Annotated in this window: 16 protein-coding genes; 9 read left to right on the forward strand and 7 right to left on the reverse strand. The window is 30.3% G+C overall.

Going from position 1 to position 14,201, the window contains the following annotated elements; genetic code table 11:
• Positions 1-44 precede the first annotated feature (44 nt).
• Positions 45-1,313, reverse strand: coding sequence for an alkaline phosphatase family protein (locus N456_RS19520; protein ID WP_062060865.1), 1,269 nt, complete (start codon positions 1,311-1,313; stop codon positions 45-47).
• Between the two features lie 387 nt (positions 1,314-1,700).
• Between N456_RS19520 and N456_RS19525 the strand changes: the two genes are divergently transcribed.
• Positions 1,701-2,306, forward strand: coding sequence for a TetR family transcriptional regulator (locus tag N456_RS19525; RefSeq protein WP_062060868.1), 606 nt, complete (start codon positions 1,701-1,703; stop codon positions 2,304-2,306).
• A 26-nt stretch (positions 2,307-2,332) separates the two neighbouring features.
• Here N456_RS19525 and N456_RS19530 read toward each other — a convergent pair whose 3' ends face one another.
• The gene (locus N456_RS19530; RefSeq protein ID WP_062060870.1) at positions 2,333-2,584 is read right to left on the reverse strand and encodes a CBU_0592 family membrane protein; all 252 of its coding nucleotides are present in this window, start codon (positions 2,582-2,584) and stop codon (positions 2,333-2,335) included.
• Positions 2,585-2,773: 189 nt separating this feature from the next.
• Here N456_RS19530 and N456_RS19535 point away from each other — a divergent pair, with 189 nt between their 5' ends.
• From N456_RS19535 to N456_RS19545, 3 genes are all read left to right on the forward strand, one after another.
• The gene (locus tag N456_RS19535) at positions 2,774-3,202 is read left to right on the forward strand and encodes a DUF2141 domain-containing protein (protein ID WP_062060872.1); all 429 of its coding nucleotides are present in this window, start codon (positions 2,774-2,776) and stop codon (positions 3,200-3,202) included.
• A gap of 86 nt (positions 3,203-3,288) precedes the next feature.
• On the forward strand, positions 3,289-4,185 hold the full coding sequence (locus N456_RS19540) for a hypothetical protein (RefSeq protein ID WP_062060875.1): 897 nt from the start codon (positions 3,289-3,291) through the stop codon (positions 4,183-4,185).
• A 138-nt stretch (positions 4,186-4,323) separates the two neighbouring features.
• Positions 4,324-5,271, forward strand: a complete 948-nt coding sequence (locus tag N456_RS19545; RefSeq protein WP_062060878.1) for a LysR family transcriptional regulator — start codon at positions 4,324-4,326, stop codon at positions 5,269-5,271.
• A gap of 16 nt (positions 5,272-5,287) precedes the next feature.
• Here N456_RS19545 and N456_RS19550 read toward each other — a convergent pair whose 3' ends face one another.
• The 4 genes from N456_RS19550 to N456_RS19565 all read right to left on the reverse strand — a co-directional run bounded on the left by N456_RS19550 (position 5,288) and on the right by N456_RS19565 (position 8,197).
• Positions 5,288-5,485: a hypothetical protein gene (locus tag N456_RS19550; RefSeq protein WP_062060881.1), complete on the reverse strand. Its 198-nt coding sequence runs from the start codon at positions 5,483-5,485 to the stop codon at positions 5,288-5,290.
• A gap of 134 nt (positions 5,486-5,619) precedes the next feature.
• On the reverse strand, positions 5,620-6,420 hold the full coding sequence (locus N456_RS19555; RefSeq protein ID WP_062060884.1) for a TIGR00266 family protein: 801 nt from the start codon (positions 6,418-6,420) through the stop codon (positions 5,620-5,622).
• A 211-nt stretch (positions 6,421-6,631) separates the two neighbouring features.
• Positions 6,632-7,618: a serine/threonine dehydratase gene (locus N456_RS19560; RefSeq protein ID WP_062060887.1), complete on the reverse strand. Its 987-nt coding sequence runs from the start codon at positions 7,616-7,618 to the stop codon at positions 6,632-6,634.
• Positions 7,619-7,744: 126 nt separating this feature from the next.
• On the reverse strand, positions 7,745-8,197 hold the full coding sequence (locus N456_RS19565) for a DUF4442 domain-containing protein (RefSeq protein WP_062060890.1): 453 nt from the start codon (positions 8,195-8,197) through the stop codon (positions 7,745-7,747).
• Between the two features lie 155 nt (positions 8,198-8,352).
• Here N456_RS19565 and N456_RS19570 point away from each other — a divergent pair, with 155 nt between their 5' ends.
• The 5 genes from N456_RS19570 to N456_RS19590 all read left to right on the forward strand — a co-directional run bounded on the left by N456_RS19570 (position 8,353) and on the right by N456_RS19590 (position 12,943).
• A complete protein-coding gene (locus tag N456_RS19570) occupies positions 8,353-8,805 on the forward strand; it encodes a DUF4870 domain-containing protein (protein WP_062060894.1) in 453 nt (150 codons plus the stop codon).
• 168 nt (positions 8,806-8,973) lie between these two features.
• Entirely contained in the window at positions 8,974-9,309 is a 336-nt protein-coding gene (locus N456_RS19575; RefSeq protein WP_062060897.1) for a PadR family transcriptional regulator, read from the forward strand.
• A 1-nt stretch (position 9,310) separates the two neighbouring features.
• Positions 9,311-11,059: a PspC domain-containing protein gene (locus tag N456_RS19580; protein ID WP_062060900.1), complete on the forward strand. Its 1,749-nt coding sequence runs from the start codon at positions 9,311-9,313 to the stop codon at positions 11,057-11,059.
• A 60-nt stretch (positions 11,060-11,119) separates the two neighbouring features.
• Entirely contained in the window at positions 11,120-11,839 is a 720-nt protein-coding gene (locus N456_RS19585; RefSeq protein ID WP_062060902.1) for a head GIN domain-containing protein, read from the forward strand.
• 246 nt (positions 11,840-12,085) lie between these two features.
• On the forward strand, positions 12,086-12,943 hold the full coding sequence (locus N456_RS19590; RefSeq protein WP_062060905.1) for a GIN domain-containing protein: 858 nt from the start codon (positions 12,086-12,088) through the stop codon (positions 12,941-12,943).
• A gap of 133 nt (positions 12,944-13,076) precedes the next feature.
• Here N456_RS19590 and trxB read toward each other — a convergent pair whose 3' ends face one another.
• Positions 13,077-14,045 carry a thioredoxin-disulfide reductase gene (trxB, locus tag N456_RS19595; protein ID WP_062060908.1) on the reverse strand — a complete coding sequence of 323 codons (969 nt, stop codon included), beginning with the start codon at positions 14,043-14,045 and terminating at the stop codon, positions 13,077-13,079.
• Between the last annotated feature and the right edge of the window lie 156 nt (positions 14,046-14,201).

Below are 14,201 nucleotides of genomic sequence, written 5' to 3' on the forward strand. Positions count from 1 at the left end.
TCACAAGTTTTTTTAATGTTATTTAATAGTTTAGTAATAGTTGATTATGGGGTTATTTTTACCCAAGTATTTATAGTTTGATTTTTTGTAGACATTACAATTTTTATGTACTCTACTCCTTTAGGAGGACTTATTACAGTAGTAAACTCTCTTTTCTGAACATCTACATTTCCTAAAAAAGTGAAGTCATCATTCTCTCCCTTCTTATACTTATCTGTATAGCTTACATATACATTCGCCATTTCACTTTCTTTCTCTTCTGTTAGCCATCTAAGACTTATATACTTTTTATTTACACATACTCCTTTTAGGTCAAACAAGTCAACTTTTTTTATTAAAGAGACCCCATCTAGCTCGTACGCTATTTTTTGAGGTACTGTAATACCCATATGATCACAAATGGTAGGAAACACGTCTACAATAGCTACTCTATTATTCTTAAAATATTGATTAGAAACAGGTTTACTTAAAGCTACCCAAGTGCTTCGCTCTCTATAGGATTGTTGTCCATGATGTTTTCCATCGCTTGGCATTCTTCCATGATCTGTGGTTACCACAATTAACCAATCTTCTCCTGTTTCTTGTTCTCGCATTTTAACAGCATCCCATATTAATCCTATTAATGAATCTTCATATGATACAGCATTAAAATACGCTGGACTTTCTCCATACATATGCCCCATATCATCACTATGTTCTAAATACACCCATGATAAGTCTGGTCCTGATTCATATATATGATTTGCTGCTTTTCTAGCGACCTCTGCATCAATTCGTTTTAAGTATTTCTTTAATTTATCATGGGGATATTTTACCTCATCCAATTCTAAGCCATCAAAAGAAAAATCCATTTTAATATTTCCTGTAGCCTCTAACCCTTCTCCTACCAATTTAGTTCTGTTCTCTAACCATGTTGAATAAATCGCTATACTCTTATTAGGAGATGAATCTTTAAGTAATCTAAATATCGTAGAGTAGTTATAATTAGGATTTACAATCTCATTCCCTAATACATTATGCTTATTAGCCCAAGTACCTGTTAGTAAACTATTATAACCCACTGCGGATATTGTAGGACTTTCTGAGTACCCTCCTTTTTCACCTCCAACATATGCTTCTGAAAAAGCGCCTTCTTTGGACATTGCATCTATAAAAGGAGTGTTAGCTTTATAGAATAAATCTGAAGAAATACCATCAACTAGTATAAAAACTACTTTTCTAATATTACTCTTTGGAGTGCTTTTAGAAGTTTTATCTTGACTATAAGTAAAAAAGCTAAGTAGTATGAATACTGCATTTAAAAAAATCTTCATGAGATATATTATTTAGTTACAAAACGAGGTTAAAATATCAAAACAGTACTGTTTTACCGTCACAAATCTACAGCGAACCACAAATAGATTGACCAACCATTCAATTAAAAAAAGTTTACTGTATCGTTAAACTAACGTTAAAGAAGACTACCAAACGTTAATTAAATATTTTATAAACAACAGTATAACAGCAATACTAAAAACAAATTAAAACACTAAATATCAAATAGATAATCTCAAAAAAGGCATTCTATTATGTATCTACAATAAGAGTTTTAGAAAAACCACCTATACTATCGAATCATATTCCTAGTATAGTATTCTTAATTACAGAAAAGCTAAAAAATCGAGTTTAAAGCTATATTTTTGAAAAAAAACAAACAGTCAATGGGCAGAAAAAACCTAAGTGAAATAAGACAAAAAGAAATAATCATTGCTTTTTACACAGTAGCAAAAAAAATAGGCTTAGAAAATACTTCTATAGCAAAAGTAGCAGAAGAAATGGGGATTAGTAAAGGTTTAGTCATGCACTATTTTGAAACAAAGGAAAGCCTTCTCGTAGCTCTAAAAGATTATATTCTAGAAAAATATCTAAGTTTTATAGATTCAGAAAAACATAAATCTATCGATTGTAAAGAAAAACTAGAAGAATTTATTACACTACTATTCTCTAGAAAATGGAATGATTATGTGGATGATGGTCTTTTTTATAGTTTTTATGCCCAAGTATATAGAAATAAAGAGTTTAGTAAAAGTTTTAAATCTTTTTCAGAAACTCTTCATAACGTACTAAGAGAAAAACTCTTTGATGCAAAAAACAATGCTATCATCAGTAATACTAATATAGAGGAGCTTACAGAAATTATTTTTGCATTAATTGATGGTGCCTATTATTATCTAGGAACTTTTACCGAAAATGAAGAAGAATACGAAAAGCAGGTTACTATATATAGGAATCATGTACAGCAATTAATTAAATATACTTCTTATTAATATTTTATTTCTTTAGCTATCATTAGTCAATCGAAGGTGTGTGTTTTTATTATAATTTTAAATATAGATAGTATAGCAATTAAACCCCAAACTACATTTACTGCAATTGTGGGATAATCATTAACCGGCATTGCATTGATAATCAAACATAAGGCTCCCAAAGCATTTAAAACATGAAATGATTTTCTTTCTGATTTTAAAACCCCTAGACTCAAAAGTAAATATGCTACTACATAAGCTATAGCTCCAATCCAACCTATCAATTGTGTTATAGTCATCTTCTTTTTTTATATCAAATAAACTTCTATTTTTTCGAATTATATTTATATAACTACTCATATTTACATTTTAATAACATAACAATACTCCATAAACAATTCAGCCTAAAAATTCGACAGTTCAGTAGCTTTACTTCGTAAATAGGTAGATTTTTATAGACTTTTGAGTAAATCACTAAATATAATTCTATGAAAACCTTAGCTACATTAATTGCATTATTAATCTCTAATTTTTTTCTCCAAGCCCAAAAAGAAGATAAAGGAGTACCTATAACTGTAACTGTTGAGAATATTAAAAGTTCTGAAGGAGAAATTTTATTTGGGCTTTATGATCAGAATACTTTTATGAAAACTGCTCCTATAAAAAGTAAGAGTAGTAAGGTCATAAATGGTACTACTCAGATCACATTTACTGATATCCCTAAAGGAATCTATGCTATTTCTTGTTTTCATGATATGAATGGAAATCATAAAATGGATTTAGAATCTAATGGCATCCCAAAAGAGCGTTACGGAATATCTAATAATATAAAAAGTTATGGTCCTCCGCAATGGAATGATGCAAAATTTGAAGTAGAGGCAGAAAATCTAAACATTAAAATAAACTTACGAAATTGAATCATAAATAAGTAATCAAAAATCAAACAATTATGTAAACAAAAAGTGTAGTTTTGCCAACTAATATTTAATAAAAAAAATTATTTATGAGAATTATTATCAATAATTTATCAATTTTATTTAGCATCATATTTTTATTTTCCTGTAATACTGATGATGATGATACTCTAGAAAATCAGAGTAAGCTAGCTCTTATTACCGATTTTAAAGTTGCTCATAATAATGTTTTTATCAATGCTTATATTGACGATAAGTCATCTACCATACTTCTAGAAGTTCCTAATGATTTATCAATCAATTCAATTTCTCCAAAAATCTCTACTTCTATAAACGCTAGTGTTCATCCTAAATCAGGAGAATCAATAAATTTAAATAATTCCGCTATTTATACAGTTACTGCCGAAAACGGTGATAAGAAAGAATATAAAATTAATATGTATACAAAAAACTTATTAATTAATCCTAGAGGGGAAAATAATGGAGCAAACTGGGAGTTTACTAATAAAACAAATGCAGGAATTGAAAAAAACTCAAAAGGAGAAAACATCTTTTATATTATTCAACAGGATGATGGTAGAAATGAAACCATTAGTCAAAACATATCATTATCAAGAGATTACAGCAACAAATACATCTTATTTATCGGAGACATGACAACCGAAAAAGTCGTTAATAAATCAATTACCAGACATCCATATTTTTGGGGACTTCAGAAAGGAGATTTTAGTAGTGATATAGAACCAATTGACCAAGTAATACAAAGTGGTATGATGCATGATGAAGAAGCTAATGTTTGGCAAGTCGTATCTGGAACACATTTACTCTTACCAAATGTTAATGAAATATATTTTCAAATAGGTCAAGCATCAATGGTTGGTGATCCTAACGATGGCACAAAAAGTATGTGTAAAGATATTGAAGTTAGAATTTTTCAATCTAAACAAGATGCAGAAATTTATGTTAGTAAACTTTATCGATCATAATGATTAGTCAAAAAATACAATAGTTTTTAAATTGTTATAATATTACAAGGATTAAACAATAGATAAAATAAATTTTTAATATTTAATTAATAAATAATATCAATAGCTTTTATATTTTTGTTGTTCAAAATATAAACTATGACTATAACACAATTAAGATATGTTTTAGCAGTAGCAGAACACAAGAATTTTACGAAAGCAGCAGAAAAAACTTTTGTAACACAGCCTACATTAAGTATGCAAATCCAAAAGCTTGAAGAAGAATTAGATATTTTAATTTTTGACCGTTCTAAAAAACCAATCGAACTTACTGACATTGGCAATAAACTTGTACAACAAGCTAAAAATATTGTAAATGAAAGTGAGCGCATACAAGATATTGTAGACCAACAAAAAGGATTTATTGGAGGTGAGTTTAAATTAGGTGTAATCCCTACGATAATGCCTACTCTATTACCTATGTTCCTTAACAATTTTATAAAAAAATACCCGAAGGTAAAGTTAAAGATTGAAGAACTAAATACAGAGGCTATAATCGAACGACTTTTAGACGGTCATCTGGATGCCGCTATTGCAGCAACTCCTTTAGAAAATGAGAATATAAAAGAACGTGTATTATATTATGAACCATTTGTAGGATATATCCCATCGGTACATAGATTAAATCAAAAGAAAAAGATTGATATTATAGATCTTGATATTGATGATATGCTTTTACTTGAAGATGGGCATTGTTTTAGAGATGGCATTATAAATTTATGTAAGACTAAGAAAAGTTATGAGGAAGATCATTTTCAATTAGAAAGCGGGAGTTTTGAGACGCTTATAAAATTAGTAAATGAAGGTTTAGGAATGACACTTCTACCCTACTTACATTCATTAGATATAAAAGATAATGAAAAAAATAACCTTCATCACTTTAATGACCCCTCTCCTGCAAGAGAAGTAAGCTTAATATTTAATAAAAATGAGCTAAAAATGCAAATTATAGAAGCATTACACGCTACTATTGCCGGGGTTGTAAAAGGAGCAATTACATTTCAAAATGTAGAAATTATAAGTCCTATAAAAATAAAGAGCGACTAAAAAGTCGCTCTTTATTTTATGATTTTAAATAGATTAAACAAGATTGCAATTCTGGTTGTTTTACTGCAAGTGATTGAATCCAGATTTTTAATTCTTCAATCTCATGAGGAAGTAGTCTATTTAGTGCTTTTAAAACTTCCTTTGTAAATAAATTAACATCAAAACTTACTTTATTAAGAACAGTTTTGGTGTAATCGAACATTGCTCTAGCCATAAATTAATAGGGGTTTAAAAATGTTATGTTTAAACGAGTAATTGTAGGAATAATCTTATATTTTTTAAAGTTGTCTTTGCTAATGTATGTAAATATAACTAAAAAAAATGTCTTTTGGCGCTTATTTAACATTGTTAAAAACTATTATCACCATCTAACAGGTTTCCTATACCTCCTAAAATGCTCCCCTCTCCTTTACTTTTTCCTCCTGCTCTAGGTGCTAAAGCTAACACTCTATTAGCTAACCTACTAAATGGTAATGATTGAATGTAGACCACTCCTGGACCTGTCAATGTAGCAAAAAACAGTCCTTCTCCGCCAAAAATAGTATTCTTAATACCTCCTACAAATTCTATATCGTAATGCACTCCTTTAGAAAAGCCAATGATACAACCTGTATCTACTTTTAATTTCTCTCCAGATTGCAATTCCTTACGGCATGTAGTTCCTCCTGCATGAACAAAAGCCATACCATCACCTTCTAACTTTTGCATAATAAACCCTTCTCCGCCAAATAATCCTCTTCCTAATTTTCTAGAAAATTCTATTCCTACAGAAACTCCTTTAGCCGCGCATAAAAATGCATCTTTTTGACAAATAAATTTCCCTCCATAATTTCTTAAATCTACTGGAATAATTTTTCCAGGATATGGAGAAGCAAAACTCACTTTCTTTTTTCCACCTACTTGGTTATAAAAAGCGGTCATAAACAAGCTTTCACCTGTTAACAATCGTTTACCTGCACCAAATATTTTACTCATAACTCCCGTATCTTTTGCAGAGCCATCCCCAAATATTGTGTCCATTTTTATCCCATCGTCCATCATCATAAAACTTCCTGCTTCTGCAATTACTCCTTCTTGTGGATCTAGTTCTATCTCTACATATTGCATTTCTTCACCTATTATCTCATAATCGATTTCGTGTGCTGTCATAATAAATTTGTTTTTATATGATTTCTAAGAAAATAGAAATCATGTTATTAGATTGATTAATGAATGATTGTATACACTATATGCTGTTTGAATCTCTCAGAAAGGAAAAGCCAAAAAACATATACTACTATATGAGTAAACTATTATTAAAATATGTTACAGCATTATATTAAAAATAAGTTCTAAAATATAGCCTCATTCTTACAACTTATTATAAAGATGGTTTTTTTAAAAGCATATCATCTTTCCAGATTTTTTGATTTGTTACATGGTCTATATTACTTCCAGAAAGTAGTATCACTATTTTTTTCTTTTTAGATTGCTTCTGCATCCACTGTTTTGCGGCTTCCATTGATAGTGCACTTGTTGGCTCAATTCTTACTTTTAATAAATGGGTTAACCACTGAGTCCAGTAAATCATTTCTGATTCTTTTATTTCATAAAACTCGTCTAACTTTTTTAAATATTCAAAAGTAATATCGCCTACTGCTAGAGTCATTGCTCCATCAGCTAGAGTTTGTGGAGTTGATGTTAATCTTTGGATTGTATTTTTTTGCAATGACATCGAAGCATCATTAGCATTTAAAGGTTCTGCTCCTATTACTTTAGTTTTTGGAAACAATCCTTTTGCAGCAATTAAGGAACCTGATAACAATCCACCCCCTCCACATGGTGCAAATACAGCATCTACCTCTCCTATTTCCTGAAGTGTTTCATAGATAGCAGTACCTTGTCCTAAAATCACTTGCTCATGATTAAATGGTGGTATCCAGTATACATCATCTTTTTTTGATTCTTGTATTACTTTCTCATCTACCATCGCACGAGACTCGCATAGTACCACATTTGCACCATATGATGATGTAGCTTGTATTTTAACTTTTGAAGAAAAATCTGGCATATATATCGTAGCAGGTATATCAAAAATTTTTGATGCCCATGCCACAGCCTGAGCGTGATTACCTGAACTATTTGCTATAATATGATTAGGTCTTTGATTATTTTCTATCAACCATGCAATTGTATTACAGGCTCCTCTTGCTTTAAAAGCACCTATTTTCTGAAAACCTTCTGCTTTAAAATAAACTTCGTGTCCTAACCATTTATTTAACATAGATGATGTGAGAACAGGAGTATTATTAATTAATTTATTGATTCGGTTCTTTACAGTAATTATGTCTTTTATAGTAGCATTCATATTTTCTTAAAAAATCAACAACCTTAGAGTAAGTTTCCGGGGTATGTTTCTGAAAGTATATTTTGTTTTCGAGGCAAATCTCTACAAGTTAACCTCTCTATAAGGGATTACATCAATAAACTTATATCACTTCATTTTTACTGTCCATTCAAAATTAAATGTAGATACCTCTACTCCATCTTTATTAGTACCAATAGATTTCATCTGTATAATCTGTCCCTCTCCTGTTTTTATCGTTTTTTGTATCGCATCTTCTACCAAATATCCATCTGTACATAAAAAAGTAACTCTACCTGTAGCCTTTTTAGTAAAAGTAGCATTATTGTTTGCTACTAACATTGATATCTTCTTTCCACTGTTTCTTATATACCCCGTTACCAAAGCTCCAGTAGTCAGCTCTGCGGCCATACCCTGTACTGCCCAAAACATAGAATTAAAAGGGTTTTGATTGATCCATCGATGCTTGACACTTACTGTACAACTTGTATTATCTATACGCTTTACTCGTACGCCACAGAGCCAAGCAGAAGGTAATTTAAATAATAAGAATAGATTAAGTTTTCTAGGAGTGATATTCATAAGTTTCTTTTTTTATACATCACAATATAAACAAAAGAAAGCCTCTACAAAACAAATAAAAATCTTAAATTAATGTTAAAATATGGTACTATGTTTTGCATAATACCTTTTTTTAACCATATATTTGCATAAGAAACTATTATATACTTTATAAAATGTCAATCAAAAATCATAATAACATATCAACATTCATCCATTTAGGAGCATTCTCTAAATACTTTATTCCGTTTGGAAATTATATCATTCCGTTATTATTATGGACTACGAATAAAGAAAAATCTAACTTCATCAATGAGCACGGTAAAGAAGCTATAAATTTTCAATTAAGTATTTTATTATATACCATAATACTAGCATTATTCTCTTTTCCATTTTTAATTTTTAATATTTTTGGGGATGCTACAGTATATGATTTATTTCACTTAGATGATATCTCTATCAATCTCTCTAATGCAGGAGGGTTTAGAACTCTAATTGGTGCTTCATTTATTGGAGTTATAGCTTTAATTGGTTTTTTTCTAGAAATAATTTTTATAATTAAAGCTGCTATAAAAGCAAATAATGGAGAGAGTTATAAATATCCTTTATCAATACGATTTATAAAGTAATGACCATGATTATATAGAAAACAAGAAAATATCTCTAAAATCTAACTTCATCAATTATATTTTAAGATTTTCTACACTGTACACTTTATAGTACTGTCAATATTTAAAAATCATCAATCATCAAAATCAATCAAAAAATGAACAGTTTAACAATTAAAAATTAGTTTTATGAAGATCGAAAACACAAAAGCGCAAATGCGTAAAGGTGTTCTGGAATACTGCATACTTTCTATACTTAAGGATAATGATGCTTATGTAGCTGAGATTTTAGAAACCCTTAAAGATGCAAAGATGCTTGTGGTAGAAGGTACTATATATCCCTTACTAACCAGACTAAAAAATGCTGGATTACTAAGCTATCGTTGGGAAGAATCTACCTCAGGACCACCTCGAAAATATTACGGACTCACAGAAACAGGACAACTCTTTCTAAAAGAATTAAATATTACTTGGAGTGAATTACAGAATGCTGTAAACCTGGTAACCAAACAAAAAAAGAAGTAACATGAACAAGACAGTTAATATAAATTTAGCAGGCATATTTTTTCACATCGACGAAAACGCTTACCTAAAGCTGCAACGTTATCTAAATGCTATCAAACGTTCTTTTACCGATTCGCAAGGTAGAGATGAGATCATAGCTGATATCGAAGCTCGTATTGCAGAGTTGTTTAGTGAAAAAATAAAAGATGAAAGACAGGTTATCGGTAACAAAGAAGTAGAAGAAGTTATTGATGTAATGGGGCAACCTGAAGATTATAGATTAGATGAAGAGATTTTTGAAGATGATATCAATACACCTCTTCAAAAACCTAAAACATCAAAACAGCTTTTTAGAGATACTACAAATTCTTACATAGGAGGAGTAAGTTCTGGATTAGGAAATTACTTTGGTATTGATACAATTTGGATACGGTTAGCTTGGATATTATTTACTATTTTTTCTAGTGGAGCATTCATACTCATCTATATTGCATTCTGGATTTTTGTTAAAGAAGCAAAAACAACAGCAGATTTTTTAGCAATGAAAGGAGAGGCTGTTACCATAGGTAATATAGAAAAAAAAATTAAAGAAGGACTTAATGATGTAACAGATACTGTAAAAAGTGTCGATTATCAAAAATATAGTAGCAAAGTAAAAAGTAGTTCCACTACATTTTTTGAGGCCTTAGGAGATGTATTTCTTTTCTTTTTAAAAGCTTTTTCAAAATTTGCAGGTATATTTCTTATTCTATTTTTTGGAGCTACTTTAATTGGTTTATTTATTGGATTATTTACAATAGGAACATTCGGATTTATGGACACTCCCTGGACCGAATATTTCGAAGTAAGTAGCGCTCCCGAGGTTCCTTTATGGGTGATGTCATTACTAGGATTTTTGGCCATTGGAATACCATGTTTCTTTTTATTCATTATCGGATTAAAAATCTTAATAAAAAATCTAAAATCTATAGGTAAACCCACTAAACTAGGTTTATTAGGTGTTTGGATACTTTCGATTATAGGCTTAGTAATTCTAGGAATCAGACAAGCCACCCTAGAGGCTTATGATGCAGAGGTTATTATCGAAAAGAAAATGCTTCCGATTACACATAATGATACCCTAACCATAAAAATGGTAGGAAATAATCGATATACTAAGCAACTTGGACATAGACATAATTATAAAATCAAAAGAGATGACCAAGGAAATCGTGTGATCGTAATACAAGATATAGAGGTATACCTAAAAGCTGCAACAATAGACTCTACAGTAAGTATTGCAGTAGAAAAGAAAGCCGAAGGAAAATCATATGACGAAGCTTTAAAAAGAGCTAAAGATCTTAAATATACATATACAGTTGAAGGAAATACACTACTCCTTAATGGGTATGCTATCACTGATTATGTAAACAAATACAGAAGTCAAGAAGTAAAAGTAATTCTAACATTACCAGAAGGAATTACAGTATTTGCTGACGATAATACATCAGAGTATAATAACACTTGGACATATGATGATTATATCACAATTGATGGTAAAGAAGAATACTTCAATACACTAATCAATGGAAAATTAGAATGTGAGCAATGCCCAGATAATGAAAATGATTGGGAATATCATGAGTCTGATGATGATGGTATAAACATTAACCTAAATTCTGATGAAAATGATTTTAAACTAAAAATTAATGAAGATGGAGTAGAATTAAATAATGAACCCGTAAAAGTAAAAATAGACGAGAATGGAATAGAAATCAAAACCAAAAAATAATCCATACATATCAATCTACAAATACATCAAAAAACGAACAGTATATAAAAACAATCAATCATGACAACACTAGCCAAAATATTAGTAACTTTTTGTTTATCAATCTCTTGTTGCTCTTGTAATATCTCTTTTAATGGTATTAAAGGACAAGGAGAAATTATCAAAAAAGAAAAAACCATTAATGAAGATTTTACTGCCATAAAAGCCAGTAGAGGTTTAGATGTTATTCTAATACATAACTCTGATAAAAAAGTAACTGTAGAAGCCAATAAAAATCTACATGACTATATCAAAGTAACTGTAGAAAACAACACATTACATATAACTTCTGATAAAAATATATACGCTGCAGATAAAAAAAACGTATATGTATCATATCATCAGCTAAATAAAATATATGTTAATAGTGGTGCTAGCATATCTTCTAATGAAGCTGTTATTCAAAAAAACCTTGACCTTAGTGCTACCAGTGGTGCGGATATAAAGTTAAATATAAAGGCTAAAACTATAGCAACTTCTGTTACCAGTGGAGCTATGATGGATCTCGCCGGAAAAGTAAATAACCATAAAGCAAACGCTACTAGTGGTGCTAATCTCCGTGCAGAAGATCTGTTAAGCCTTAGATCAGAAGCAAAAGCGACTAGTGGAGCTTCTATTCGGATTCATGCAAAAAATGAATTTACAGGAAAAGCCACAAGTGGAGCAAATGTAGTATACTATGGTAAACCAGAAAAAGTATCCGAGGTAGATAACTCAGGAGGAAATGTTAGAAGACATTAAAATATAACAACCTAATCAATCAAAATCATACTGCCTAGTAAACAATCATTATGTATTGTTTACTAGGCAGTTTTTTACTACTGATCATCATTTGTTTTAATACTGATTTGTATTTCACACATTTATCATTCCTATTATTTTACAACTCTTATATAACTGATGAATCTATTATATTTGTAACAAGTTTTATACAACACTATACTTTACTATAAAAAAAACTGTTTAGTATATAAATTTTGCATCAATATGAGAACACTATCATTTATATGTATATGTCTTCTGGTTATAGGAAATACATATAGTCAAAAAGAAAAAATTAAAGGTAATAAAATCGTAAGTACAGAACGATTTGATGTTGATGGATTCCATACTATAGAAATATATGAAAACTTTGAAGTTACATTAGATGAAAGAAGTGACAATCAGGTAAAGCTTGAGACCGATAGTAATTTACAAAAAGTTATTCAGGTAGAAGTAAAAGATAGTATTCTAACGATTACATCCGACAAAGAATTACGACGTGCAAAAGCATTAAATTTAGACATTTCTTATGCTTCAGAATTAAAAAAAATAATACTCCATGATAAAGTTATTGTAAAATCATTATCTCCTATCAAAACCAATCAGCTTATACTAAATGTAAATGATTATGCAGATGTATTTCTATCAATAGATGCCAACAATATAAGCTGTACTGCTTATGGTAAACCAGAAATAGAATTACATAGTACTGCTAAAGAGGTGATGTATCAACTTAATGACAATTCAAAATTAAAAGGAATCGTTACCGCAGATCATCTTAAAGTAGATTTATACCAAAAAACATCTGCTAAACTCGAAGGAGAAGTACAGTCTATGTTAGTTCGAACAGATAACGATACTGATTTCTATGGTGAAAAATTAAATGCGATGAAGACATCATTAATCGCTGAAGGATCTAGCGATTGTTATATTCTAACCAATGAAGAAATTTCTATCGATGCCAAAGAAAAAACTGAAATTTACCTCATCGGAAACCCTAAAATTACTATAGAAAGTTTTACTAATGAAGCTATTTTATATAAAAAAGAAATAGACTATACTCCTAGTAGATTTAGATACTAATACTATTTATTGTTTAGGTTTAAAATAGAAATAAATTGTAGTTTTTACTACCATAAAAAAAGAGATATCTGTTAGTTTACAGATACCTCTTTTTTTTATGTATGTATATATATAAATTAAGATTTAGTATCAATTATGCCGACACTTCTTCATTAGTTTCTATAGTTGCTAAATACCGTTCTGCGTCTAGTGCTGCCATACATCCTGTTCCTGCTGCAGTAACAGCTTGTCTATATTCTTTGTCCTGTACATCTCCTGATGCAAATACTCCGGGTAAATTCGTTTTTGTAGACTTACCCTCGGTAATAATATACCCAGTATCATCCATATCAATCTGCCCCTTAAAAATATCGGTATTAGGCTTATGACCTATTGCGATAAACAAACCAGTAATTTCAATTTCTTCTTTTTCTCCAGACTGATTATTTACCGTACGTAATCCTTCTACAACCTGCTCTCCTAATACCTCATCTACCTCTGTATTATATTTTACAGTAAGATTCGGAGTATTATTTACACGATGTTGCATAGCCTTAGAAGCTCTCATAAAATCTTTACGCACCAACATAGTTACATGAGAACATATATTAGCCAGATATGTAGCTTCTTCTGCTGCAGTATCTCCTGCTCCTACTATAGCTACATTTTGATTTTTATAGAAAAAACCATCACATACTGCACAAGCTGATACTCCTCCTCCTCTTAATTTTTGCTCACTTGGCAAACCAAGATATTTAGCAGTAGCACCTGTAGAGATAATTACAGCTTCTGCTTCAATCTGCGTTGTATTATCAACAGTAACCTTATGGATACCTCCTACTTCTTTACTAAAATCAACCGCAGTTACCATTCCAATACGCACTTCTGTACCAAAACGCTCTGCTTGCTGTTGTAATTGCACCATCATTGTTGGACCATCAATACCTTCTGGATATCCAGGAAAATTGTCTACCTCTGTAGTTGTAGTCAATTGCCCACCAGGTTCCATACCAGTATACATAATGGGTTTAAGATCTGCTCTTGCTGCATATATTGCCGCAGTATACCCTGCAGGTCCTGAACCTATAATCAGGCATTTTATTCTCTCTATTGTATCAGACATATTCGCTATCTTTTTATGTACTGTAAAAGTAGCAATTTGATTAGAAACCTTACAGTAAAATTATTAAGAATTATTATCTACCTATAAAGACTAGTTATTAAACTTTTCTAAAAAACCTAAAACAATATAGCAATTATAGCTCTAAAAAAACGCCAA

It is taken from the genome of Aquimarina longa SW024, from assembly GCF_001401755.1.
Classification (GTDB): Bacteria; Bacteroidota; Bacteroidia; order Flavobacteriales; family Flavobacteriaceae; genus Aquimarina; species Aquimarina longa.